This is a genomic window from Acinetobacter sp. ESBL14, from assembly GCF_036668815.1.
Classification (GTDB): Bacteria; Pseudomonadota; Gammaproteobacteria; order Pseudomonadales; family Moraxellaceae; genus Acinetobacter; species Acinetobacter gyllenbergii.
This window is the reverse complement of sequence record NZ_JAZEVS010000004.1, coordinates 283402-307790: the sequence shown is the minus strand read 5'-3', so window position 1 is coordinate 307790 and position 24389 is coordinate 283402. Positions and strand designations below refer to the sequence as shown.

General features: G+C 40.0%; 22 protein-coding genes. 12 read left to right on the top strand and 10 right to left on the bottom strand.

Going from position 1 to position 24389, the window contains the following annotated elements; genetic code table 11:
• Positions 1 to 39 precede the first annotated feature (39 nt).
• From glnE to V6E90_RS14705, 3 genes are all read left to right on the top strand, one after another.
• A complete protein-coding gene (gene glnE, locus V6E90_RS14715) occupies positions 40 to 2787 on the top strand; it encodes a bifunctional [glutamate--ammonia ligase]-adenylyl-L-tyrosine phosphorylase/[glutamate--ammonia-ligase] adenylyltransferase (protein ID WP_332605765.1) in 2748 nt (915 codons plus the stop codon).
• Positions 2788 to 2817: 30 nt separating this feature from the next.
• Complete coding sequence (locus tag V6E90_RS14710) at positions 2818 to 3744, top strand: branched-chain amino acid transaminase (protein WP_004652473.1); 927 nt, start codon at positions 2818 to 2820, stop codon at positions 3742 to 3744.
• A 175-nt stretch (positions 3745 to 3919) separates the two neighbouring features.
• Positions 3920 to 4675, top strand: coding sequence for a hypothetical protein (locus V6E90_RS14705; protein WP_016162601.1), 756 nt, complete (start codon positions 3920 to 3922; stop codon positions 4673 to 4675).
• A gap of 86 nt (positions 4676 to 4761) precedes the next feature.
• On the opposite strand, the gene V6E90_RS14700 is transcribed toward V6E90_RS14705, so the two are convergent.
• The 3 genes from V6E90_RS14700 to V6E90_RS14690 are packed head-to-tail and all read right to left on the bottom strand — an operon-like array spanning position 4762 to position 7870.
• The gene (locus tag V6E90_RS14700; RefSeq protein WP_332605764.1) at positions 4762 to 5787 is read right to left on the bottom strand and encodes an NAD-dependent epimerase; all 1026 of its coding nucleotides are present in this window, start codon (positions 5785 to 5787) and stop codon (positions 4762 to 4764) included.
• Positions 5784 to 6953 carry a nucleotide sugar dehydrogenase gene (locus V6E90_RS14695; RefSeq protein ID WP_332605763.1) on the bottom strand — a complete coding sequence of 390 codons (1170 nt, stop codon included), beginning with the start codon at positions 6951 to 6953 and terminating at the stop codon, positions 5784 to 5786. Before V6E90_RS14695 ends, V6E90_RS14700 begins: the two co-directional genes overlap by 4 nt.
• Before the next feature lie 35 nt (positions 6954 to 6988).
• Positions 6989 to 7870 carry an ATP-grasp fold amidoligase family protein gene (locus tag V6E90_RS14690; protein ID WP_332605762.1) on the bottom strand — a complete coding sequence of 294 codons (882 nt, stop codon included), beginning with the start codon at positions 7868 to 7870 and terminating at the stop codon, positions 6989 to 6991.
• 373 nt (positions 7871 to 8243) lie between these two features.
• Between V6E90_RS14690 and V6E90_RS14685 the strand changes: the two genes are divergently transcribed.
• The 3 genes from V6E90_RS14685 (at position 8244) to V6E90_RS14675 (ending at position 10989) form a co-directional block, all read left to right on the top strand.
• Positions 8244 to 9242 carry a Stealth CR1 domain-containing protein gene (locus V6E90_RS14685; protein ID WP_065343956.1) on the top strand — a complete coding sequence of 333 codons (999 nt, stop codon included), beginning with the start codon at positions 8244 to 8246 and terminating at the stop codon, positions 9240 to 9242.
• A 3-nt stretch (positions 9243 to 9245) separates the two neighbouring features.
• Positions 9246 to 10004 carry a glycosyltransferase family 25 protein gene (locus V6E90_RS14680; RefSeq protein ID WP_065344013.1) on the top strand — a complete coding sequence of 253 codons (759 nt, stop codon included), beginning with the start codon at positions 9246 to 9248 and terminating at the stop codon, positions 10002 to 10004.
• Positions 10005 to 10077: 73 nt separating this feature from the next.
• Positions 10078 to 10989: a glycosyltransferase family 32 protein gene (locus tag V6E90_RS14675; protein WP_332605761.1), complete on the top strand. Its 912-nt coding sequence runs from the start codon at positions 10078 to 10080 to the stop codon at positions 10987 to 10989.
• 18 nt (positions 10990 to 11007) lie between these two features.
• Here V6E90_RS14675 and V6E90_RS14670 read toward each other — a convergent pair whose 3' ends face one another.
• Together V6E90_RS14670 and V6E90_RS14665 are read right to left on the bottom strand one after the other, a co-directional pair.
• Entirely contained in the window at positions 11008 to 11904 is an 897-nt protein-coding gene (locus tag V6E90_RS14670; RefSeq protein ID WP_332605760.1) for a lipopolysaccharide biosynthesis protein, read from the bottom strand.
• Between the two features lie 78 nt (positions 11905 to 11982).
• Positions 11983 to 12885 (bottom strand): glycosyl transferase, encoded by a 903-nt coding sequence (locus tag V6E90_RS14665; RefSeq protein WP_332605759.1) that lies wholly within the window; start codon positions 12883 to 12885, stop codon positions 11983 to 11985.
• Positions 12886 to 13564: 679 nt separating this feature from the next.
• On the opposite strand from V6E90_RS14665, the gene V6E90_RS14660 reads away from it, so the two are divergent.
• Genes V6E90_RS14660 through V6E90_RS14645 form a run of 4 tightly spaced genes read left to right on the top strand, consistent with a single transcriptional unit; the run spans position 13565 to position 17124 of the window.
• The gene (locus V6E90_RS14660; RefSeq protein WP_332605758.1) at positions 13565 to 14374 is read left to right on the top strand and encodes a glycosyltransferase family 25 protein; all 810 of its coding nucleotides are present in this window, start codon (positions 13565 to 13567) and stop codon (positions 14372 to 14374) included.
• Complete coding sequence (locus tag V6E90_RS14655) at positions 14371 to 15135, top strand: glycosyltransferase family 25 protein (protein ID WP_016540677.1); 765 nt, start codon at positions 14371 to 14373, stop codon at positions 15133 to 15135. Before V6E90_RS14660 ends, V6E90_RS14655 begins: the two co-directional genes overlap by 4 nt.
• A gap of 37 nt (positions 15136 to 15172) precedes the next feature.
• Positions 15173 to 15952 carry a glycosyltransferase gene (locus V6E90_RS14650; protein ID WP_016540676.1) on the top strand — a complete coding sequence of 260 codons (780 nt, stop codon included), beginning with the start codon at positions 15173 to 15175 and terminating at the stop codon, positions 15950 to 15952.
• A 20-nt stretch (positions 15953 to 15972) separates the two neighbouring features.
• Positions 15973 to 17124, top strand: a complete 1152-nt coding sequence (locus V6E90_RS14645; RefSeq protein WP_016540675.1) for a glycosyltransferase family 4 protein — start codon at positions 15973 to 15975, stop codon at positions 17122 to 17124.
• A gap of 22 nt (positions 17125 to 17146) precedes the next feature.
• Here V6E90_RS14645 and V6E90_RS14640 read toward each other — a convergent pair whose 3' ends face one another.
• The 4 genes from V6E90_RS14640 to V6E90_RS14625 form a co-directional block, all read right to left on the bottom strand.
• Positions 17147 to 18010, bottom strand: a complete 864-nt coding sequence (locus tag V6E90_RS14640; protein ID WP_016660158.1) for a lysophospholipid acyltransferase family protein — start codon at positions 18008 to 18010, stop codon at positions 17147 to 17149.
• Positions 18011 to 18014: 4 nt separating this feature from the next.
• Positions 18015 to 18236, bottom strand: coding sequence for a hypothetical protein (locus tag V6E90_RS14635; protein WP_005269244.1), 222 nt, complete (start codon positions 18234 to 18236; stop codon positions 18015 to 18017).
• Between the two features lie 189 nt (positions 18237 to 18425).
• Positions 18426 to 20207: an aspartate--tRNA ligase gene (gene aspS, locus V6E90_RS14630; protein ID WP_065343953.1), complete on the bottom strand. Its 1782-nt coding sequence runs from the start codon at positions 20205 to 20207 to the stop codon at positions 18426 to 18428.
• 144 nt (positions 20208 to 20351) lie between these two features.
• A complete protein-coding gene (locus V6E90_RS14625; protein ID WP_332605757.1) occupies positions 20352 to 21122 on the bottom strand; it encodes a DUF4184 family protein in 771 nt (256 codons plus the stop codon).
• Positions 21123 to 21259: 137 nt separating this feature from the next.
• Between V6E90_RS14625 and znuD the strand changes: the two genes are divergently transcribed.
• On the top strand, positions 21260 to 23338 hold the full coding sequence (gene znuD, locus V6E90_RS14620; protein WP_262757773.1) for a zinc piracy TonB-dependent receptor ZnuD: 2079 nt from the start codon (positions 21260 to 21262) through the stop codon (positions 23336 to 23338).
• A gap of 137 nt (positions 23339 to 23475) precedes the next feature.
• Here znuD and V6E90_RS14615 read toward each other — a convergent pair whose 3' ends face one another.
• Positions 23476 to 23796 carry a winged helix-turn-helix transcriptional regulator gene (locus tag V6E90_RS14615; protein WP_332605756.1) on the bottom strand — a complete coding sequence of 107 codons (321 nt, stop codon included), beginning with the start codon at positions 23794 to 23796 and terminating at the stop codon, positions 23476 to 23478.
• Positions 23797 to 23904: 108 nt separating this feature from the next.
• On the opposite strand from V6E90_RS14615, the gene V6E90_RS14610 reads away from it, so the two are divergent.
• Complete coding sequence (locus V6E90_RS14610; RefSeq protein WP_016660159.1) at positions 23905 to 24321, top strand: carboxymuconolactone decarboxylase family protein; 417 nt, start codon at positions 23905 to 23907, stop codon at positions 24319 to 24321.
• The last annotated feature ends 68 nt before the right edge of the window (positions 24322 to 24389 follow it).

Here is a 24389-nt window from a genome sequence, read left to right as displayed (position 1 = left end):
ACTAACCTAGATGAGATGACATCAGTCGAGCCTTTTTATATGAATGCGCAACAGCTACAAAAAACCTTAGTTGCAAGCCAATATGCTGAACAAGTTTTAAATTTATACACATTACAATTAGAACAAGACTATTCCGAAGATCTATTTCTGGACTCGCTGTCGACCGAAACCATCCATCAAAAAGTGCAACTGGCTGTGGCTGAAGTCACAGATGAACAATCATGGATGAAAGCCCTACGCGTACTCCGTGCCAAGCTCATGTTTCGCTGGATTTGGCAAGATGCCAATCAACTCACCAATGTCGTGACGCTGACACGTGAACTATCCGATTTTGCCGATGCCAGTATTTGTGCCGCCAAAGCTTTTGCATTACCACCTTTATTAGCCAAACACGGTGAACCGATTGGTTATTCAGGTCAGTTACAAGATCTAATTGTGATTGGTATGGGCAAGCTCGGTGCGCAAGAGCTGAATTTATCCAGTGATATTGATCTGATTTTTGCCTTCGATGAACAAGGCGAAACCAATGGGCGTAAATGTATTGATGTACAACAGTTCTGTATTCTATGGGGACAGAAGCTGATTTATTTGCTCGATCATATTACTGCAGATGGTTTTGTATTCCGTGTCGATATGCGTTTGCGTCCGTGGGGTGATGGTTCAGCCTTGGCGATTAGCCATAGTGGATTAGAAAAATATTTAAGCCAGCATGGGCGTGAATGGGAACGTTATGCGTGGATTAAGGCAAGGGTAATTACCGGCGGCAAAGCGGGCGAAGAATTGTTAGACATGTCGCGTCCGTTTGTATTCCGCCGCTATGTGGATTATTCCGCTTTTGCTGCCATGCGTGAAATGAAAGCCATGATCGAACGTGAGGTCATGCGCCGTAATATCGAAGAAGATATTAAGCTCGGTGCAGGTGGGATTCGTGAAATCGAGTTCATCGTGCAGGTCTTTCAGTTGATTTATGGTGGATCGAAGCGCGAACTGCAAGATCGTCAATGTTTAGTCAATTTACATCATTTGGGTGAAGCCGAACTGCTGGATCAGCAAGCAGTGATTGATCTGGAAGATGCTTATCTATTCCTGAGACGAGTCGAACATGCGATTCAAGCCTTGAATGATCAGCAAACCCAATCTTTGCCAATGGAACCTGAGCTGAGACAACGCATGTTGGACACACTTGGTTTTGCTGATTGGGCTGCCTTCTTGGAGGTGCTCAATCAGAAACGTGACAAGGTCAAAGTCCAGTTTAAGCAATTGATTCAGGAAAAAGAGTTTGCCGAGCCTGTAGATGATTTTGTCCAGCTTGAGCAAAAGCTCAATGCAGTACTGGATGATGATGCCAAGAACTTAATTCAAAATTTCTGGCATGGGCAGGCGTTACGCAAAATCCCTGCCAGTGCTTTAGAGCGTTTAAAGAAATTCTGGCCGCATTTGATCGAAGCGATTTTACAGTCGGATCAACCGCAAACGGCACTGTTACGTTTGATGCCCTTGGTGGAATCGGTGTTACGTCGTACGGTCTATCTGGTGATGTTGATGGAAAGCCGAGGTGCTTTGCAGCGACTGGTCAAGATGGCAACCGTCAGTCCGTGGATTTGTGAAGAACTGGCGCAATATCCTGTGTTGTTGGACGAGTTCTTGTCGATGGATTTTGGTCTGCCACAACGCAAAGATCTGGAAGATTCACTGCGCCAACAATTGTTGCGGATCGAGATTGATCAAATTGAAGATCAGATGCGGGTATTGCGCTTATTTAAAAAGAGTAATGTGCTGACAGTTGCAGCCAGTGATGTATTGGCAGAAAGTCCGTTGATGAAAGTCTCCGATGCGCTCACGGATATTGCTGAAGTCAGTGTACAGGCGACGCTGAATCTCGCATATGAAGCGGTTGCAGAACGGCACGGCTATCCTATCGGCAATGATGGGCAACGATGCAGTTTGGACAATAAAGGCTTTGCGGTGATTGCTTATGGCAAATTGGGTGGCATTGAGTTGGGCTATGGCTCGGATTTAGATTTAGTGTTTATCCATGCGCTTGAAGAACAAGGTGAAACCGATGGTCGTAAGGGGATTAGTGGGGCCGAGTTTGCGATTCGTGTTGCGCAGAAATTTATGTCCTTGATGACGACGCAAACCTTGGATGGACGTGTCTATGAAATTGATACTCGTCTGCGACCTTCGGGTGAGGCTGGGATGTTGGTCACCAGTTTAAAAGCTTATGAACAATATCAACAGAAAAGTGCTTGGCTCTGGGAGCATCAAGCTCTAGTGCGTGCTCGTTCGATTGCAGGAGATCGTGGATTATGCACGCAATTTGAACAGATTCGCTGTCAAATCCTGACCCAAGTGCGTGATGAAAATGTAGTGCGGGAAGAAGTGCTGAAAATGCGCCAAAAGATGAAAGATCATTTGGGATCATCTTCTGAGCAAAAAAAACATGGGATTTTTCATTTAAAACAGGACTCAGGTGGTATCGTTGATATCGAATTTATGGCACAGTATGTTGTGCTTGCATGGAGTGGGACGAATACAGATCTCGCCCATTTTTCCGACAATGTAAGAATTCTAGAAGATGCTGCTCAAGCAGGCTGCTTATCCAGTGAAGATGCCACAGCATTAATACACGCTTATCTCCGTGAACGAGCTGAGAGCCACCGTCTAGCGCTTGCAAATCAATCTATGCAAGTCAATGCTGCGGATTGGCACGATACCCGCGAGATCGTTTGCAAGTTATGGCAGAGATTAATTGATCCAACTGCGCAAGCATTGGAAAGTGAATAATTGTGTAAAAAAGAAAATGGAGTATGTGCGATGAGTTTGGCTGATCGTGATGGTTTTATTTGGCAAGATGGAAAATTAGTTGATTGGCGTGATGCAAAAATTCACGTCTTAACTCACACACTACACTACAGTATGGGTGTCTTTGAAGGCGTCAGAGCTTATGAAACCCCAAATGGTACAGCAATCTTCCGTTTGCAAGATCACACTAAGCGCTTATTAAATTCAGCAAAAATTTATCAGATGAATGTTCCATTTGATCAAGCGACATTAGAACAAGCACAAATTGATGTGGTTCGTGAAAATAAACTAGCATCTTGCTACCTGCGTCCATTAATTTGGATTGGTTCTGAGAAACTCGGTATTGCTGCAACAGACAACACCATTCATGCTGCAGTCGCTGCATGGGGTTGGGGTGCATACTTGGGTGAAGAAGCAATGGCACGTGGTATTCGTGTGAAAACCTCTTCATTCACACATCACCATCCAAACGTGACCATGTGTAAAGCAAAGGCATGTGGTAACTATACCGTGTCGATCTTGGCACATCAGGAAGTGGCACGTTCAGGCTATGACGAAGCAATGTTGCTTGACCCACAAGGTTTTGTTTGCCAAGGTGCAGGTGAGAACGTATTCCTGATTAAAGATGGTGTCTTGCATACCCCTGATTTAGCTGGTGGTGCATTGGAAGGGATTACTCGTCAAACCGTGATTACCATTGCTAAAGACTTGGGTTATGAAGTGGTTGAGCGTCGTATTACTCGTGATGAATTCTACATCGCTGATGAAGCATTCTTTACCGGTACTGCTGCAGAAGTGACGCCAATTCGTGAGTATGATGACCGTGAAATTGGTTGTGGTTCACGTGGTCCGATTACCACTGTAATTCAAAAGACCTTCTTTGATGCAGTACAAGGTCGCAATGATAAATATGCACACTGGTTAACTTATATTAAATAAGCTGTAATCGTACACAAAGGCGAAGCTTAGGCTTCGCTTTTTTATTGACGAATTAATACTAAAAAAAACAATCCGCTCTATGCTAAGATGAGCATATATTCAGTGCATATGATTGAACACTTTTGTTTTTTTGAACAAAGTGTAGCCTCGTATCTCAAGCATTTAAGGTTATCAGATGGTAGATATTCAACAAAATTCGGCAACTCATGAAGACAATGTGATCTTGTGCATGAAGTGGGGAACCAAGTATGGTGCTGAGTACGTCAACCGTTTGTATAACATGGTCAAACGTCATTTGACTCTGCCTTTTAAAATGGTGTGCTTGACCGATCGTACCGAAGGCATTGACCCGAATATTCAATGTTTTCCAATTCCATCTCTAGATTTGCCTGCAGGTAGCCCTGAGCGTGGCTGGAATAAACTGTCAACCTTTGAACCTGATCTGTATGGCTTAAAAGGCAATGCTTTATTCCTCGATCTGGATGTGGTGATCATTGATAATATTGACTGCTTCTTCCAGGCGGAAGGTGAGTTCTTGGTGATTCACGACTGGAAACGTCCTTGGCGTATCACAGGCAATAGTTCGGTTTATCGTTTTAAACTGGGTGCTTTTCCGGATATCCTGCCGTACTTCCGTGCAAACTTTAATGAGATCAGTCAAAAATTCCGTAATGAACAAGAGTATCTATCTTGGTTTGTACATAAAGAAGGCAAGCTGAGCTATTGGAATAAAGACTGGTGCAAAAGCTATAAATACCACTGTTTAAGACGAGTGCCATTTGCTTATTTCCAGCCGCCTATCAAACCAAAAGGCGCAAAAATTATTATTTTCCATGGTGAAATCAATCCACCTGATGCGATCAGTGGTGGTGGTGGTAAATGGTATCGCTATGTGTTGCCATCGGATTGGATTAAAGAGTCTTGGCAATAACCCGAGTGTCATTGATCCCGAACATAAAGAGATGAATTGAATAAAAAAATCAGGCGCAATGCCTGATTTTTTTGCTTTAAGGGGTGTTAAATATTGTGGTATTGGCGATACCAATCGACAAAGTTTTTCACGCCATCAACCACTGAAGTCGCAGGTTTATAGTCCACATAGTTTTCTAGTGCAGTGCTATCGGCAAAGGTGTCTGGTACATCACCTGGCTGTAGTGGTAATAGGTCTAAAATCGCTTCTTTACCCGCTGCTTTTTCAATTGCCTGAATATATTCAATCAGTTTCACCGTACGGTTGTTACCAATATTGAAAATCCTAAATGGGGCATTGCTGGTTGCAGGGTTTGGGTGGTTGCTGTCCCACGTGGCATCAGGCGTGGCAATCTTATCGCTGGTTCGGATAATCCCTTCAACAATATCGTCGATATAGGTGAAGTCGCGAGTGTGATTGCCATGATTAAACACAGGAATCGGTTTGCCTTCAAAAATGTTCTTGGTGAACTTAAACAAGGCCATATCTGGGCGTGTCCACGGTCCATAGACGGTAAAGAAACGTAGCCCTGTGGTAGGTACTTTAAATAAATGACTGTAGCTATGTGCCATTAACTCATTGGCGCGTTTGGTTGCGGCATAGAATTGCAGTGGATGATCAACGCCATGCTGTTCACTAAAAGGCATGGTGGTGTTGGCGCCATAGACACTGCTGGTACTGGCATAGGTCAAGTGCGGTGTTGCTGCGTAACGGCAGGCTTCGAGAATATTGGTAAATGCAATCAGGTTGCTCTCCACATAACTATGTGGATTCTCAAGCGAATAACGTACACCTGCCTGTGCTGCCAAATGAATCACGCGATCAAAGTGATGCGCTTGGAAACATTGATCCACCACTGCTTTATTGGCGAGATTGTCACGAATCAGGGTGAAGCTTCCAGTGTCGTTGCGTTCAGCCAGTAACTGTAATTGCTGAGCACGCGCCTCTTTTAGGGAAGGATCATAATAATCGTTAAAATTATCAAAACCGACTACATCATCACCACGTTCCAGCAGTTTTTTTGCAACACTAAAGCCGATGAATCCAGCAGCACCTGTGACTAGAACTTTCATTCATCGCCTCCAAAAATATCTCGGGTATAAACTTTATCTTGTACATCGAGCAAATCACTGGAGAGGCGATTGGCAATAATCACATCACACGATTGCTTAAACTCATTCAGATCTTGCGTCACTTTGGACTTAAAGAAACTGTCTTCATGGAAGGTGGGTTCATAAATAATGATTTCGATGCCTTTGGCTTTGAGACGTTTCATCACACCTTGAATCGCAGAGGCACGGTAATTGTCTGAGCCACTCTTCATCACCAGACGATAAATACCCACTGTGCTTGGATTTCGTGCAAGCACAGAATCGGCAATAAAATCTTTGCGGGTTCTGTTGGCGTCGACAATCGCTTTAATCAGATTGCTGGGCACATTGTTGTAGTTTGCTAGTAATTGTTTGGTGTCTTTGGGCAGGCAATAGCCGCCGTAACCAAAAGATGGATTGTTATAATGACTACCGATACGTGGGTCAAGACAGACCCCGTCAATCACTTGTTTGGTGTCTAGGCCAAAGCTTTGTGCATAAGTATCTAGCTCATTAAAAAATGCCACACGCATTGCCAAATAGGTATTGGCAAACAGCTTGATCGCTTCGGCTTCGGTTGAATGAGTTAAAAGTACAGGAATATCCTGTTTGATCGCACCTTCTACCAGTAAATCGGCAAATTGCTGCGCACGTTCAGATTGTTCCCCAACGATGATACGAGACGGGTAGAGGTTGTCGTGTAGTGCTTTACCTTCACGTAAAAATTCAGGCGAGAAAATAATGTTTTCAGTCTGGTATTTATTTTTGACTTGTTCGGTGAAACCTACAGGAACGGTAGATTTGACGATCATGGTCGCATTTGGGTTAATTGCGAGAACGTCCTGAATGACACTTTCTACACTTTGTGTATTAAAGTAGTTGCTTTGAGGATCATAGTCAGTTGGCGTGGCAATAATAATAAAATCAGCATTTTGAAAAGCCAGCTGCTTGTCTGTCGTTGCTGTGAAATTTAACTTTTTTTCTTTTAAAAAAAGTGAAATATCATGATCTTGAATCGGTGATACTTGGTTGTTCAGTAAATCTACTTTAGTTTGTAGGATATCAAGTGCAATGGTTTCATGGTGTTGTGCAAATAGCATTGCATTTGACAACCCGACATATCCTGTTCCAGCAATGGCTATTTTCATAAGTACCTAACAGATTCTAAATACATGATGGACGGCTAATAGGATAGCCACAATGCACCTAATTTTAAATCCCATTCTACAGGGGTAATCACCATTCGTCCTGCATTTGGAGTGAGCGTGATTTCACTAAAATACACATGATCTTGAGAGAGTAAGAAGTCTACCCGGCTGTAACCATAGGAAAAACAAAGTTTTTCTGAAAGTAGGATGATCTCTTGCAATTGTTTCGGGGCAGCTAGAGCTGAAGGTGAGTTCTCTTTAAGGTCGACCCGAAATGGCTGTAACGCCCATTGTGTATCATACATGTTTGAGTAGTCATTGCCTTGAGTATCTTGCACATCAATTTCGAGATATTCGGGACGGCCTTCAAAACAGTGCACACGACATGTGGTAATGGTGGATTGACTGGCAGGATCGACATAGAGCTCGACATATTCTTCCACCAGTACTTTAGGGCAAATATCTTTGTAGTGCCATTCACGCTTTCTAAAATACATGTTCATTTTGAGATGATTTTTGATTTTAGCTGTTGCTGCTTCGACACTAAACTTGCTTTTATCGCGACAGACCATGGCGCTGCCACTGTCATGGGTGCATTTTAAAACAAATTGATTAGGTAACTGGTTAAAATCAATCTCATCAATACATTTATAAATGCCAATCAATGGGACAAAATAGGCATCACCCACTTTGGCTGAAACCAGCTGTCTAACAGCGCATTTATCCGCTAATTTTGTGAATAGGGGACTTCGCTCGAAAATCATGCGGGCAGTGACTTTTTCATTGAAGCTTTTTGGTGAGCAAAAATTAGGGGTATAACCTAATTTGCAGATAAACCGTTTAGTCAGATACGCTTTATCTGAAACAAATTTAGTTCTAATTATTTTTGCTTGATACTCAAAGTAATTATAAATCATCAGTCAAAAGATTAAATCCCATCAAAGTAACCTGTAATTATAATAAAAATACCTAAATTCGTCTAATAAAAATGTCGTAAATATTGATGGAAAATGATTCCAAAAGGTTTGATTTTGTTAGGGATTGCAAGGTTTAAGTAAGGATTAATAAAGTTGCTAAATTGGCTGAATTGAATGTTGTAGAAGCCCCTTATAGATATGAAAATTTAAGCAATTATAATAGATTGATTTATATGGAATGATTAGATCATCAAGATGCCAGTCATTACGAAAAGAGACTGCCTGTGAACAGATCAGTGGTGTTATCATATGCATCTAGATTAAACATGTTTGGCCGTATTTTCGGGCTTTCGGATCGTTTAAGAGTGAATTGATGAGTGAAATGATGCAACCGGTTGATGTGGTGATTGCTTGGGTGGATGGCAATGACCCGAAGTTAAAACAGAAGCGCATGCAGTATCAGGGCAAAACACAAGCTTCTGATGCCATCAGTGATACCCGTTTTGCTAGCAACCATGAAATTTACTATAACGTTGCATCTATTTTAAAATATGTCCCATTTTGTCGACATATCTATATTGTGACAGATGGTCAGCAACCGCAATGGATTGATGACTTTGTTCAGGATGGGATTTGTGAAGCAGGCAAGATTCGCATTGTTGATCATCGTGAAATCTTTGCGGGTTATGAGCAATATCTTCCAACTTTCAATACCCGTTCGATTGAAACAATGTTATGGAATATTCAGGGCGTATCTGACTACTTTTTCTATTTGAATGATGATTTCTTTTTTAACGCGCCAGCGCAATTAGAAGATATTCTTATTGATCAGAAAATGGTGATTTACGGGCATTGGCAAAGCAGTTTTGTGCTCAAGGCCAAGCTTTGGTACCGTCAGCTTTTAAATCAATATTTTAATAAGCCGATACAACCTAAACATATGATTGCGCAAATGTTAGGTGCAGATATGCTTGGATTTAAAAAGTTTTTTGAGATTCATCATTATCCACATGCGGTTGACCGTAAAATATTACAAGACTATTTACTTGCTCATCCTAAGTTTTTAGAAAAACAGATTCAGCATAAGTTCCGCAGTGTAGAACAAATCAATCCGATTTCATTGATGAATCATTTGAAGATTCAAAAGGGTGAGGCCTTGCTAAAGCCTGATCTTGAGATTGCCTATTTGAAAAATGAAAGCAGTTTAAGCAGCTTCTTGCAAAGCTTGGGTAATGAACAGATTAAATATGGGTGTATGCAAAGTCTGGATCAATTGAGTGACACTGCAGCAAAGCAAATTTATGCAGCTTTAAATCATAAGTTGGCAGGTTATATACCCAAAGTTTTATTGGCTGAAACAGCCAAAGGATAAATGATGAAAGTTGAAACGTATCTGATCAACCTTGATGGGAGTGATCAACGCTTAGCCAGTGCAACAGCGCAATTACAGCAAGAAGGTTGGCCATTTACCCGTTTTTCAGCCTACGATGGTCGTGGTAAAGCGCTATCTGAGTTTAAACAGTACGATGATGCTGAGGCACAGCGAATTTTAGGGCGTAGCCTGATTAATTCAGAGCTGGGATGCTATTTGAGTCATTATGGTTGTGCTGAAAAATTTCTGCAAACCGATGCCGATTATTTGGTGGTTTTAGAAGATGATATTCAGGTTCTACCCAATTTTAAGCAAAATCTTGATTCACTTCTCAAGTATCTAGATCAGCGTAAAGAGCTAGATTGGTACGTGGTGAATATGGCGGCTAAAAAGAAAAAGCTCGCTAAAGATATTGTGCAGATGGATGGTTTTAACCTGTGGCATGCCTACTATTTTCCGATTCGTGGGGTGGGGTTGCTGTGGTCTCGTAAAGGGGCTGAAGAATTTGTAAAACTTGGCAAACAAATACATGTACCTGTTGATCTCTTTTTCCAAGGTTGGCTCAGCAAGAATGGGAAAGGCTTAGGCGTTTGGCAGCCTTTTGTGAAACCTGCAGGCTTGGATAGTGATATTTTAGGTACGGTTGCGACACAGGGCATTCAGCGTAAAGATTTAGAAAAACGCGATTCCTCTCATGGATTAAAGAAGCAGAAAAGGATGTGGCGTGATCGCTATTATGCTTTTAAGCATCTTTTCTTCTAATACGAATAGTTTATGCAAATGCCTGTCGTGAAATGAAATGCACACGTGTTTTGGTTTTTAGCTGAGTTTCCTTATGAAGATATTTAAAAAAATATTCTATCTCTTAAAGTTTTATACGATGTATTCGAATAAACAGAGAGGGTTAAACGACGCGATGGATAACGAGGCGGATTTGATTGTGCTCAATCCGATTGTGCAGGATGCCGTAATTCCTAAAAAAATCTGGATGTATTGGGAAGGTTCACTTTCAGGCTTTGTCGAAAAATGTGTTGAGCAAGTAAAAAAGACCAATCCGGATTATGAGGTTTATTTTCTCACGCCAGATACAGTGAAAAACTTTAGTGATATTGATTTTGATCGTTTCCCAAAAGCAACACCACAACAAAAGGCCGATTTGCTCCGTTTTGAGTTGATTTATCAGCATGGAGGAATTTGGTTGGATGCAAGCATCCTTGTTTATGAAAGCTTAGACTGGATTCAGGAACTGATTGCGAAGAATCATACCAACAGCTTTGCCTATTACCGTGCCAAGAATACAACACTCAAAAATTTTCCCGTCTTAGAGAATTGGTTACTGGCCAGTGTAAAGAAAAATATCTTCTTTAAATATTGGTTTGATGAATTGGCTCAAGCCATTGAAATGACGCCTAAAGCGTATTTACAGCAGCTTAAGGAAACCGAGCCAGACTATCAAGATTTGTTTCAACAGATTGGTCGATTAGAATATTTAGTCGCTTACGTGGCTTGTCAGAAGGTGATGCGTCGTCATTTGCCAAGTATGAGCTTAATTAACTGTGACAAAAATGCCCTGTTTTTCCAAGTGAAACATCAATGGGTGAAAGAAAAAGTGCTAATTGATATGGCAATCAATTACCCGCCTCAGCAAATGCCAAAGCTAATTAAGCTTGCAGGAAAGGAAAGGAAAACCCTGAGTCATTATTATGAAAAAGGCATGTATCTAGAAGGTTCATTACTCGATATCTAAAACAAGAGCTTTCAGGGTTTAAAGCAAGGTGCTCGGGTCAATCTTCTCAAATGCTTGTACAGCACTGTTTTGAGACAGGTTAAAAACTTTAATCTCTTTTTCTTTAAATAGCGTTGCCGCGACATCAAAGGCTTGAAATACGTCATCGACATGATGATTTAAGGTGGTCGGTTGCTGTCCGCCAATACTTTCATAAAAACGTGGTTGAGAAAAATTATTCATGTCTAAACCCGCGATATAAATTTCTTTATACCCCAGTGTATAGAGAATCTGAAGGGCTACATAAGCCACGGTAAAGTAGTCAAAAGTCCCTTTATAGATATCAAGTGAAAAACCCATGCTTTTGTGAATAAAGAAGTCAGTTTCATTTTGATCAAAGTGTCTAGCATGGTCTAAAAAGGTTTCGACTTGACCGTCAGTAATCGTTTCAATGGTTTTGATTTGGCAATGAAGGTCTTCAATCCGAACATGTCTTAAAATCAGGTCTAGGCAACGAGGTGTGGTGTAAAACGTGCAATCGCTATTCAAGACTTTTTGAACTAGGTCGAAACGATCATTCACAAAGTTATGGTCAATAATGACATAACTGGAAAATGGAATTGAATCAAATGCGATAGCGCCATTTACACCGATATAATCTTGATCGCTTTGATGCAAAATTTCAGGTTTTAGTTGTTGAATCGAAGGGCCTGTTGCGACCAGCGTGCATTTTTTATGCGAAACTTGTGGGGGAATGAGATTATTAGAAACCAGTTTTTTCTTAAAATAAATTTTCTCAAGACGATTCTGTGAGTCGCGTTCAACACTATAAAGTGGCCAATAGCGACGGTTGTGTTTTGCTACTTTAGGGAAGAAAAGTTTATAAATCAATTTATAAATACTTCTAGAAATACGACCTGAAAAGAAGTGAACCATTTAAAAACTCATTTATAAAATCATCAAGAGTAATGAAACTAGATAGCGGATTAGAGCTGATCTAGTTTCAATTATATTTTAGTCATCTAAAGAAAAGCTTTTCTTTTTCAACTTGGTTTTTAGGTTGTGAAGGGAGCGTGCAAACCAATTTTTATCTTCTGGGCGTGTCACTTTATTACCACGATAATGTATTTGGGATGCTTTAGAGAAATCACCAAATGGCTCAATACGATAGTTCTCTGGATGATAACCGGCGGCAATCGCCTCTTGATAATATTGATCAAATAGTTCCGTCAAATCCTCACGTGGATGCGGCATAATTTTACCATCAAACCAATGTTTCTGACCTGCAGCCTCTAGGCGTGGTAATGAATACTTGTGGCTAAACTGGGTACCCATATCTGAATAATGCAGGATTTTGATTTGATCAACAGCTAAATCTTCACCATCAATATTATTGTAGGAGTCTTGATAAGATTGAACTAATTTGGGTTTGTCTTTTAAAAGCCGCATCAGCTTTTTATGGCTTTCAGGATCAGCTTGAATCTCTTTTAATGGGGGAAGATATGCTTTGGCTTTCTCACAATCCCAAACACAAGTACAGAGTCTGGCTGAGTTCTTTCCGCCTTTGGCAATCACAATTGCATCATCTTTTTTAGGGTGCGCCCACAATTCTGCAATATCGCAGAGTACGACGACATCGGCATCCATATAAATGGCACGACCTTCAAAATTACATGATTCTGGAATTGCCCATCTAAAACCTGAAAAAGGGGTTGCCCAATGTGCTGTATGCCAACCTTCACCAGTTTGCTGATTGGTATACCATGGACTATTCGGATCGTGACTAAGCTGCATCCATATAATTTCAACTGGATGATTGGTATGCTTGCGGACACTATAGTCCAGAACCATCATTTGTTCTAAGTCACAGTTGTTCGGATCGCAACCAACAAAAATTTTAATTGTGGAGTTAGACATTCCTAGCTTCCATTTTTAAGGCTTTGCCTTCGATTATAACTAAAAAGCGCAGTTATTTTTGAAATATTTCTCTAATTTTTGATTGTGTTATAAAGTTTTTGTGTGAGCTAATGTAATGATAATAAATATATTTTATATGGGAGTTAAAGTGCTATTTAGATGTTGTCCCTATAGTTTATAGATTTTGATTTATAACGGCCATTTTGTTGTCATTCTATTTTTAAAGAGGAAAAAACTTTAAAATATTAAAAATAATTAATGATTTGAGCTGGATAGATGTTTTATTTGAATAAAGGCGATGTTTATCAATGGTTTTTAATCTAACTTGATGGGGTTTTGATAAAAGTTTGAGCCTGTGTTTTTAGTTGCAAGATTATGTTTTGCTGTGTATGAATTGTAAAAGGGATATATTTAAAAAATGCAAATTAATCAATTGCTGTAAAAGCAGAAGTATTTGATTTAAATTAATATTGGTCTTTAGAAAAACACATCTAACTTACCATAACAAACTGATGCAAAGGCGCGCTTGTTGCAAGTCATATTGAATGAATATGTCCTTAATTAATGTCCTATTTGAAGCGTAGATCACTCATTTCATTGGCTTATAAAGATCGTAAGCTTAGGTAATCGAAATAATGTACATCATTATGAAAAAACAGTATCCTTATGGCCTGTAGGCATGTCGCCTAATTTTTATGAATTTTCCATCAGTATGAAAAAGTTTGTTATAAGCCTTTCAAGCGCTACAGAGCGCCGTAGTCATATTTCATCTCAATTTGAGGGGCAGGGAATAGCGTTTAATTTTTTTGATGCAGTGACCCCTGATATTGCAGCTCGTGATGCTCAGGCGATGAAATTAAGTATACATGAGAGTTATATTGCAAAAGGCGAGCTCGCATGTTTTATGAGTCATGTTCATCTATGGCAAAAAATCGTAGATGAAAATATTTCTCATATGGCAATTTTTGAAGATGACATTCATCTAGGGGAAAAAGCAGATCTTTTTTTGAATCATTCTGATTGGATTGAAAACGATTGGCATTTGGTTAAATTAGAGGCTTTTACACCCAAAGTGATCTTAGGCTCTAAATGTAAAGACTTTCCCGATGTTGGCAGAGCAATTTATAAATTACCTGGCAAAAACTTGGGTACAGCGGGTTATATTTTGTCTTTACAAGGGGCAAAATTTTTACTAAATGAAATTAAAAAAATTGATTACATTATTCCCTTAGATAATTTCATGTTTGAATATATTGTTAAAAATCATGGGTTTGAAATGTATCAAATGCAACCCGCATTGTGTATACAAGATACGATTCTTCATTACCGTTCAAGTAGCGTACAGCTTAGAAGTCAGTTAACGTCTGAACGAAAGAAAAGAATGAGAGCCAATAAAGTTGGTGGTTTACAAAAAGCATTGGTTGAAATAGCTCGAATTGCAGCACAGTTAAAAATTATCTTTTTTGCGTGTCGAGTAACTTATAAGTGAGAAGTTTTGTTATTAGTCTAAAATCTGCAGTTGATCGTAGATTACATATACAGGAACAATTTGCTTGTAAGGATATCCCTTTTCAATTTTTTGATGCGATTGAACCGCAAGAGATTGATGAGCTTGCTCAAAAGTATTCAATTTCTATTCTTGACAGTGGTCTAAGTAAAGGCGAGTTAGGATGTCTATTTAGTCATGTATTGCTTTGGAAGAAAGCAATTGATGAACAGATGGACTATATTGCAGTGTTTGAAGATGATATCTATTTGGGTGAGCGTGCCAATGACTTTCTAGTGAATAGTCAATGGATTAAGGGTAGATGGGAAATTTTAAAACTCGAAAAAAATTCTAAATTTAATTATCTATCAATTAATAATAAAGTGACAGTAGAGCATGGTCGGGTAATCTCAAAATTATTAAATGCTAATTTTGGTACGGCCGGATATATTCTTTCCAATAAAGCAGCTAAAAGTTTATTTAACTATGTAAAAGCATTAGCCTCAGTTGATCATATTGACCAAATAATGTTTAAAAAATATTTACAGGATGGAGAATATTCTGTTTATCAAATGAACCCCGCTCTCTGTATTCAGGAATACTTGTTATATCCAGAAACTAAAAAGTTCAAATCGAGTTTATCGTGGCGAAATACAGAGAAAGTCAAAGAAAAAAATCTGCTGCAGAAGGTGAAGAGAGAGCTTATACGAGCATTCTTGCAACTTTATCGACTTCCATTCAAAGTTAAAATAAAATTTAAATAGTCTTAAATGTTTTATGCATTTGACTGATGAGGTACCAATGGAACTTCCAACGATTCATGCGCTGTGGATTGGCAAAACCTTAGGCCAAATTTCTAGTTGTTGCCTGAGATCATTTGTGATGCGTGGGCATAAGGTTTTGTTACATGCTTATGACACAATTACTGATGTACCAGAAGGTGTAGAGTGTGTTGATGCAAATCTAATTATTCCAGCAGACAAAATTTTTAAACATAATCAAACAGGAAGTTATGCACTTTTTTCTGATGTGTTTAGATATGAGTTATTAAAAAAAGTTTCTGGAATATATGTTGATTGTGATGTTTATTGTTTAAAGCCTATTGAGATTCCTGAGTCTCAATATTTATTGGGCTTTGAAAGTGATCATAAGATCAATGGTGCAGTATTAGCAATGCCTCAGGATAGTAACTTGTTAGCCGCTTTATTGGATGCTGCTTATAACCCATTTTTTGTACCTCCATGGTATAAAAAATCTCGTCAAAAACGCTTAAAACTTAAAAAAATGTTAGGTATAGGTCAGCATATCGCAGATATGCCATGGGGCGTTATAGGCCCTGATGCGATTACTCATTTTGTAAAGACACAAAACTTAGTTGAATTTATCCAGCCTATAGATGTGTTCTATCCCGTACATTATCAATGTATTGGTCAATTGACTGATTCAGGCTTAAGTATTGAAGATATTACGAGTACGAGAACGCTTGGTATACATTTGTATAATGAGATGCTGCGAAATTTAGATTTGGATAAAATTGCTCCAAACAGTATTTTGGCCAAAATGTTTAGAAATGAAATTTAAATGCAGAGTAAAAATTTAAGATGAGTGTCGAAAAGAAAAAAATCAAAATTGGCCTAATTATTGATGAGTTTTTTGGTGCAGTTGGTACTGCTTATGGCGGATATGGTTTTTTAGCTAGACGGCATATTGCAAAATATCTTCCGAATGAGGATTTTCAGGTAGATGTTTTGCTTGGACGAGGAAAGCGCAGGTTTTTTGCTGAGTCGTATCCAGTAGATGATGTGAATGTTTACCGTTTACCTCGCAGCAAGTGGTTTGCAAAACAATGGTTAAAAAAACAAGATTACGATCTCTATTTAAGCATTGAACTCACATATGGTTATGTTTTAAAACATGAACCAAATCCGAACAAAAAGTTAATTCTATGGGTTCAAGACCCAAGACCTCACTATGAGTGGGATGAAATTAATACCGTAAAGCTATTCCCAGAAACCTCATATTATAATCAAAAAATATATGACTTGGTCCATGAATGGTATAAACAAGACCGAGTTAAGTTTATATCTCAAGGATATTTTTTAAATCAAAAAGCGAAAGATTTATATCAATTGAATGATGATGTTGATATCCAGTATCTACCAAATCCAATTGATATCGATGAAAGTTTTCATTTTGATACGCACCAGAAAAAAAATATGATTATTTTTTTAGGTCGAATTGAGTCGGTAAAACGAGGTTGGTTGTTTTGTGAAATTGCTAAAAAAATGCCCGAGTATGAGTTTTTTGTATTAGGTCAAACTTTTAGAGAAGATGAAAAAAACTCTGAAATCATGAAGGATTATTATGCAATTGAGAATTTGCATTTTGCTGGTCATGTTGATGGGGCCGAAAAAGAGCAATATTTGAAAGATGCTAAAATATTGGTGAATACTTCCATTCATGAGGCACTTCCGATCTCATTTCTAGAGGCCTTGTCTTTCGGTACATTGCTTGTAAGTAATCGTAATCCAGAAGCGTTGACTGAGAAGTTTGGTATTCATGTTGGGGATGTTCTTGGAGATGGTTTTGATAAAGTTGACCTTTTTGTCAATGCAATTAGAAGCCTAATGCTTGATGATGAAAAGTGTCAGAAATTAGGCCAGCAAGCGATTCAATATATTAAAGATAGACATAGTGTTGAAGACTTTCAGGAAAATATGCGAACCACAGTGCTACGTACCTTAAACAAGTGATTAGAGCGCGTCTGTGCGTGGTTTAGGCGTAGTGGTTGGTTTTGCTACCTCTAAACCGTTTATAACCCCACATATATTCAGCAGGAAAGCGGTTAATCATCTGTTCAACCGCTTGGTTGAGTGCAGTTGTAGCAACCTCAATATCTCGATCATATAATTGTGGATCATTCAAATCATCACAGTACACATCAAAGCCTTCGCCATCTTCACGACGGAAGCAACTTAGGCCGACTAGACGACATTGGGTTTTCTGTGCCATTTTACTGGCGAGTGTGCTGGTGAGGCAGGGAATGCCAAAAAAAGGAACCACGACACCGCCAGAGGGATCGGGAACATGATCGGGTAGAATCACGCTGAAACCGCCTTGTTTTAGATTCTTAAACAGGGCCTTTACACCAGATGCGTCGGTAGGAACCAAAGTTGCATTGAGGCGTTGGCGGGCATGCAAGGCAAAAGCATTAAATCCTGAATCTTTCATGGGTTTATACATGATGGTTGGAATACCGTATTGGTGTACCCATGCATTCATCATTTCCCATGTACCCAGATGCGGTGTAATAATCAGTGCACCTCTTGGGTCACTGAGCGCATCGGTTAATACATCCAAATGATGCACCGTATGAATCTGTTGAATGCTCCATTCCGGTGGCATTGCCCAGCATTTTCCAGATTCAATATAACTGAGACATTGCTTGGTCACACTCTCTCGTGCAAGCTGCTCTTTTTGTTCTAGACTCAGTTGTGGGTAAGCTAGCCCTAAATTGACTCTGGTTTTCCACAGCATACTTTTATTGGGGTTTTGATTGATAAAGTAGGCCGCCACTTTTGCGATACTACGCAAAAATGCTAAAGGGAGAATACGGAGTAGGGTAGTGTAAAACGACATGATCTTAGTCTTGCTTATCGACGTTGCCCTTAAGCACCATATAGATTAATGCAACAAAAATCAGTAAAGCACCGGCCAAGCTACTTACACAGAAGTATAAAATGCGCTGGTTGGTATCCATATTGAAGAGTTCATTGGCCAAGATGTAACGCATGAAAAACCATTGAGCAAGTGAAAATACAATAATTACAATTGCATGTCGACGTACATCAGGACGCATTGCCATAAGATGGATCTCTCAATAAAAAAGCAATCTATTATGCCACTAGTGGACATGTTCGCAAAGTATAAATCCTTATTTTACCTTTTCCTTGCGGCGCTATAATTGTTCCTCATCTCTTAAAAGTAAAGGGATGGTATAGATATAAAAAACCCTGCATAGAGCAGGGTTTTTGTTGAATCATAAACTCAAGGTTTATTTTTCTTCAGTTTTTACTTTTTCGCGTAAACGAATACCTAAGTCACGCAATTGATTTGCTTCAACTGGCGCTGGCGCTTGAGTCAATGGACATTCAGCAGTCTTGGTTTTCGGGAATGCAATTACATCACGAATCGAAGAAGCACCTGTCATTAACATGATTAAGCGGTCAAGACCAAATGCCAAACCACCGTGCGGAGGCGCACCGTAACGTAATGCATTGAGTAAGAAGCTGAATTTCTCTTCTGCTTCTTCTTCACCAATCCCTAAAGCTTCAAAAATTGCTTTTTGCATTTCTAAAGTATAGATACGAAGTGAACCACCACCGATTTCAGTACCGTTCAGGACCATATCGTAGGCAACAGAAAGGGCTTCACCAGGATTGCTCTTTACTTCTTCAACACTTGATTTTGGTAGTGTGAATGGGTGGTGAACAGAAGTCCACTTGCCATCATCAGTTTCTTCAAACATTGGGAAGTCAACCACCCAAAGCGGTGCCCATTCGCAAGTCGTTAGCTTCAAGTCATGACCGATTTTCACACGAAGTGCGCCCATCGCATCATTTACAACTTTAGCTTTATCTGCACCAAAGAACACGATGTCGCCATTTTCAGCGCCAACACGTTTTAATAGATCAAGCACGATTGGCTCGATGAATTTAACGATTGGAGATTGAAGACCTTCGATACCTTTTTCAAGTTCGTTGACTTTGATGTAAGCCAAGCCTTTTGCACCGTAGATGCCCACGAATTTAGTGTATTCGTCAATCGCACTACGTGGCAATGAACCTGCACCAGGCACACGTAAAGCGACAATACGGCCTTTAGGGTCTTTTGCAGGGCCTGCGAAGACTTTGAACTCAACGTCTTGCATCAAGTCTGCAACGTCAACAAGCTTCAATGGAATACGCATATCTGGTTTGTCAGATGCATAGTCACGCATCGCGTCGGCATATGTCATACGTTCAAATTTATCGAATTTTACATTCAATAATTCATTGAACATTTTAACCGTTAAGCCTTCCATTAAATCCATGATGTCATCGTCACTCATGAACGATGTTTCAACGTCGATTTGGGTAAATTCAGGCTGACGATCCGCACGTAAATCTTCGTCACGGAAACATTTCGCAATTTGGTAATAACGGTCAATACCACCTACCATCAGCAACTGTTTAAACAATTGTGGTGATTGTGGAAGTGCGTAGAAGCTACCATTTGAAACACGGCTTGGCACTAAATAGTCACGTGCGCCTTCTGGTGTAGCACGTGTCAAAATTGGTGTTTCAACGTCTAAGAAACCATGATCTTCAAAATAGTTACGGATCAAGTTGGTCACTTTAGAGCGGAAACGTAAGCGCTCTAACATTTCAGGACGACGGATGTCCAAGAAACGGTATTTCAAACGAATTTCTTCTGAAATATTGGTGTTTTCGTCATTCAATGGGAATGGCGGAGTATCAGAAGCTGCAAGAACTTCAATCTCTTTACCTAAAACTTCAATTTGACCACTCACCATGTTGGCATTTTCAGTACCTTCATAGCGACGACGAACACGACCTGTAATTTTTAATACAAATTCTGAACGTGCTTTATCTGCTGTTGCGAATGCTTCAGGAGTATCTGGATCGATCACGACTTGTACAAGACCATCACGGTCACGCATATCAAGGAAAATCACACCGCCATGGTCACGGCGACGGTGAACCCATCCGCATAAAGTCACAGTTTGATCGATTTGGGCTTCTGTTAAAGAGCCACAGTAATGAGTGCGCATCATATTGAATTATATATCCAAACTATATTGGCTGTAGAAGGTGAATGCGTAAACAGCGCAGCACCAATGAAGGGGAGATTATGCCTTGTTGAACGTATAGTCTCAAGTCTTAATCTTTTCAAGCGAATTTTAAACAGACGCTTTTTGTTAAAATGATTTTAGACGGTTGGTCCGATCTAAAAACAAGAACACTAGACAAGCCATGGTAAAGACAGTTAATCCCGCTTGTGTAAACTCATTGATCGATTTACCAACAAAAAAATAGCGCTCACTGTTCCAAAGCTCAGCACTGATATGACGGCTATAGTCTAAAACTGAAAACAGTCCATATAAGATGGACAGGACGACGCTGAGTAGAGCAAATCCTTTGAGTTTAGCTGAGACAGGATGCTGATGTTTATGACGCTTATAATAATGCCAGCACATTTTCACTAGGAACGGCAAAGCAATAATGGATGACCCGATCTGTAAGATAAAATGTAATGGATAACGAAAACCCAGCAGTGAGATGTTCTGAGCCAGCAGTTCTTTGAAAGCAAAGCTTCGAAAATCGAGATGGGTGAGTCCATCCCAGATCAAATGCGTGCTGATCCCCAGTATCAGCGCAAGGCAGCTGAGAAAGCTGAAAGAAATAAAATCATCCAGTGAGTGAATATTTAAAGAATCTTTGATTTCAAGACAGCGATAGGTCACAGGGCGATAGATGAAATACCACAATAAGCAAAAGAATAAGCCAATCGGTAGATTCGGAAATAAGATACCTGACCATTGGTGGGTCAAAGTGATATTTTCTTGGGTAAATAATCGATAAAGATCAGGTGTCATACAGCCAATCGCCAAGGCTGCGACAGGCAAATGACCCTGACTTAATTTAGATAAGGGTGGGGCAAGGACTGCATGTGAAAGTGTAAAAGGCATATCGTTGAAAAACGACCATTCATTGAATCATGGAGAAGCAGTGTAGCAAATGTTCTTTGTTGCACTGTTTTTTATTGCAAAATAAATGAAATGTTATAATATAACAAAAATAACGATCGACTGATTCGAGACACGATATGTCATTTCCACAGAATATTTTGACCTTATCTATTTTAGCTGTTGTATCTGTACCTACGTTTGCAGCAGAAAATGAGCAAGTGACAAGCTTAGAGACAATACGAATTAAAGCGCATCCACTAGAGCAAACATCGAAAGATTTTGCTGTTGCCGATACCGTAGTGGATCAAAAACGCTTACAACAGGGGGCTGTCACCATTGGTGAGGCATTGAGCAGTGAACCAGGGATTTATTCCAATCAATTTGGTGCGGGTTCAAGCCGGCCCGTGATTCGTGGGCAAGATGGGCCACGCGTAAAGGTCTTGCAAAACTCTTCTGAAAACATTGATGTATCGACGCTATCTCCTGATCATGCGGTCACTGTAGACCCTGCACTGGCTCAACAGGTCGAAGTGATTCGTGGACCATCGACTTTGTTATTTGGTGCTGGAACCGTGGGTGGTTTGGTGAATGTGACCGATAGCAAGATTCCAACCAAAATGCCTGAAAATGGCTATGAAGGCAATGTGGGTCTACGTTACAACACGGGTAGTGATGAAAAGCTGGCAACTGCTGGGGTCACTGTTGCTCTCGGTGATCAAGTGGCTTTACGTGTGGAAGGTTTAAATCGTGAAGCCAATGACTATATCGCGCCGAACTATGTGCATGAAGGTGAACGTGAACGCCGTGTCGGCAATACTTTTGCCAAAGGCGAAACAGTGAATGTTGGCCTATCTTGGATTTATGACCGTGGCTTTACCGGAATTTCATATAGCAATCGTCAAGATAAATATGGTCTGCCTGGACATAGCCATGAATATGAGAGCTGTAGTGCTCATCTCTCTGGGCGTCCTCATTTACACTGTGGTGACCATGATCACGAAGACGGAGATGATCACGATCATGGGCATGACGATCACGACCATGATCATGCACATGAGGCAGGGCCTTGGATTGATCTGAAATCTGAGCGTTATGATGTACGTACTGAACTGAATGATCCATTTACGGGCTTTAAAAAATTACGTGCTCAGGCCAGCTATACTGATTATAAACATGATGAAATTGAAGAAGATACCATCGCCACTCGCTTTAAAAACAAAGGTTATGATGGTCGTTTAGAATTGGTACATAATCCAATTGGGCCATGGGAAGGGGTGATCGGCACCCAATATGGCCAGCAAAAATTAGAGTTGACCGGTGAGGAAGCTTTCCTAGCACCAAATACGACCAAGAAGTGGAGCATTTTTGCTTTAGAGCATGCACAGTTCAATGATGTCCATGTTGAAGTGGCAGCACGTGCAGACCAACAAAAAATTGATATTGAAGATTCAAGCAAAAAAGATTTCGACGGTTCAGCCTTTTCTGTTTCAGGCGCTGCAAACTGGGAGTTTGCGCCAAATTACAAACTCTCTTTAGTGGCTTCACATCAAGAACGTTTGCCTTTAGCGCAAGAGCTATATGCCAATGGTGGACATTTTGCGACCAATACCTATGAACTAGGTAATGATCAATTGAAGAAAGAAAAATCCAATAATGTGGAACTCGGTTTCCATTATGACAATAACAAGTTTGATTACCATGTACATGTCTATCACAACTGGTTTGATGACTATATCTATGCCCAAACCTTAGATCGTTATAAAGATTTCCGTTTGGTGCAGTATACCCAAGATCAGGCTCGTTTCTACGGTGCTGAAGCTGAGGCAGGTTATCAGATCACAGATATCTATAAAGTCGGTGTATTTGGTGATTATGTGCGTGGAAAAATCGACAACGAAAATGCACCGCGAGTGCCAGCAGGCCGTCTAGGGACTAAAGTGAATGCTGATTTTGGTGATGGCTTTAGTGGTTCAGCAGAGTACTATCATGTGTTCCAGCAAGACAAGATTGCGGCTTATGAGACCGATACTCAAAGCTATAACATGTTGAACTTAGGTGTGGCGTACTCTGGTAAATATAACAGTGTCGGGGATTATCGTGTATTCCTGAATGCCAATAACTTGCTGGATGATCAGGTGTACCAACATGCATCATTCTTATCGACCATTCCACAAGTCGGGCGTAATTTCACAGTTGGGGTGAATTTTAACTTCTAAGCGAAGTTAAAATCGAATTGTAAAAAAGCCATTCGCCAGCAGCATGAGATGTTGCTTCGGCGAATGGCTTTTTTATTGAGGAGGTGAATTGTATAGCAGCACTTTATGAATGAAGCTAACTCGATCGCAAGCATTTTTTAGGATGTTCGCGATTTTAACCATATCCCCACTTCTTGTAATACATCGACCAGTTTCTTTAGGTGTTGACCTTCAGCCGTGATGGAATATTCAACTTTGACAGGAACCTGTGCATACACTTCTCTTAAAACAAAACCTTCTTCTTCTAAAAATCGTAGCTCTAAGGTCAGCATCCTTTGCGATATATTCGGAATTACTCGGCGTAGTTCATTGAAACGCATTGGTTTCTCTAACAGAAAGGAAATAATAAGCATGCGCCAACGACCACCTAATACCGTCATTGCTTCTCCAACTGAACATCCTGAAATATTATCTTTCATGATACATCTAAGTATATAAAAGTTACCTATATAACAAAATAATGCCTAATTTACAATTTATACCACATCCTGAATAATGATTTTTCCTTCGATATGAGTGATGTGATGATGGACTATAAAGACATTGCAAAAAAAACCATTCAGCATTTGTACGCCGCACATGCTTCGATCAGATCCTCAGGGATAGATCCCAGTTTGATTGCTTTAGCTGAGTTATATGTTTCCCAAATCAATGGCTGTGCCTATTGCTGTGCCTATCATGCACAAGAGTTGAGAGACATGGGCGTTGCACCCGCGCTAATTGATAAAATTCCAGGTTATAAACATTCAAATGCCTTTTCAGAGAAACAAAGTTTGGTCTTGGCGTGGGCAGAAGCAATGACCCATTTATCTGATCAGCTTGAGTCGATTAAAAGCCAGTTGCCTATGCATTTTAATGACAGGGAAATTGTTGAGTTGACCAGTAGTATTGCCTTGATGGGTGGCTTAAATCGATTAAGAATCGCCTTGGGGGAGAAAGTTTAGCTGTTTTTAATATGTCACGCTGGAGTGATGTTGCACGATTAGTTGGAGTAATAGCTTTGTTAGAGCCT

Excerpts from the sequence above, each read along its gene's own strand:
- V6E90_RS14625 (WP_332605757.1), bottom strand. The coding sequence starts at position 21,122 with ATGCCTTTTACACTTTCACATGCAGTCCTTGCCCCACCCTTATCTAAA.
- V6E90_RS14700 (WP_332605764.1), bottom strand. The coding sequence starts at position 5,787 with ATGAAAGTTCTAGTCACAGGTGCTGCTGGATTCATCGGCTTTAGTGTT.
- V6E90_RS14665 (WP_332605759.1), bottom strand. The coding sequence starts at position 12,885 with ATGTCTAACTCCACAATTAAAATTTTTGTTGGTTGCGATCCGAACAAC.
- V6E90_RS14650 (WP_016540676.1), top strand. The coding sequence starts at position 15,173 with ATGGAACTTCCAACGATTCATGCGCTGTGGATTGGCAAAACCTTAGGC.
- aspS (WP_065343953.1), bottom strand. The coding sequence starts at position 20,207 with ATGATGCGCACTCATTACTGTGGCTCTTTAACAGAAGCCCAAATCGAT.
- V6E90_RS14670 (WP_332605760.1), bottom strand. The coding sequence starts at position 11,904 with ATGGTTCACTTCTTTTCAGGTCGTATTTCTAGAAGTATTTATAAATTG.
- V6E90_RS14705 (WP_016162601.1), top strand. The coding sequence starts at position 3,920 with ATGGTAGATATTCAACAAAATTCGGCAACTCATGAAGACAATGTGATC.
- V6E90_RS14690 (WP_332605762.1), bottom strand. The coding sequence starts at position 7,870 with ATGATTTATAATTACTTTGAGTATCAAGCAAAAATAATTAGAACTAAA.
- znuD (WP_262757773.1), top strand. The coding sequence starts at position 21,260 with ATGTCATTTCCACAGAATATTTTGACCTTATCTATTTTAGCTGTTGTA.
- V6E90_RS14610 (WP_016660159.1), top strand. The coding sequence starts at position 23,905 with ATGGACTATAAAGACATTGCAAAAAAAACCATTCAGCATTTGTACGCC.
- V6E90_RS14710 (WP_004652473.1), top strand. The coding sequence starts at position 2,818 with ATGAGTTTGGCTGATCGTGATGGTTTTATTTGGCAAGATGGAAAATTA.
- V6E90_RS14660 (WP_332605758.1), top strand. The coding sequence starts at position 13,565 with ATGTCGCCTAATTTTTATGAATTTTCCATCAGTATGAAAAAGTTTGTT.
- glnE (WP_332605765.1), top strand. The coding sequence starts at position 40 with ATGAATGCGCAACAGCTACAAAAAACCTTAGTTGCAAGCCAATATGCT.
- V6E90_RS14645 (WP_016540675.1), top strand. The coding sequence starts at position 15,973 with ATGAGTGTCGAAAAGAAAAAAATCAAAATTGGCCTAATTATTGATGAG.
- V6E90_RS14685 (WP_065343956.1), top strand. The coding sequence starts at position 8,244 with ATGAGTGAAATGATGCAACCGGTTGATGTGGTGATTGCTTGGGTGGAT.
- V6E90_RS14640 (WP_016660158.1), bottom strand. The coding sequence starts at position 18,010 with ATGTCGTTTTACACTACCCTACTCCGTATTCTCCCTTTAGCATTTTTG.
- V6E90_RS14615 (WP_332605756.1), bottom strand. The coding sequence starts at position 23,796 with ATGAAAGATAATATTTCAGGATGTTCAGTTGGAGAAGCAATGACGGTA.
- V6E90_RS14680 (WP_065344013.1), top strand. The coding sequence starts at position 9,246 with ATGAAAGTTGAAACGTATCTGATCAACCTTGATGGGAGTGATCAACGC.
- V6E90_RS14675 (WP_332605761.1), top strand. The coding sequence starts at position 10,078 with ATGAAGATATTTAAAAAAATATTCTATCTCTTAAAGTTTTATACGATG.
- V6E90_RS14695 (WP_332605763.1), bottom strand. The coding sequence starts at position 6,953 with ATGAAAATAGCCATTGCTGGAACAGGATATGTCGGGTTGTCAAATGCA.
- V6E90_RS14635 (WP_005269244.1), bottom strand. The coding sequence starts at position 18,236 with ATGGCAATGCGTCCTGATGTACGTCGACATGCAATTGTAATTATTGTA.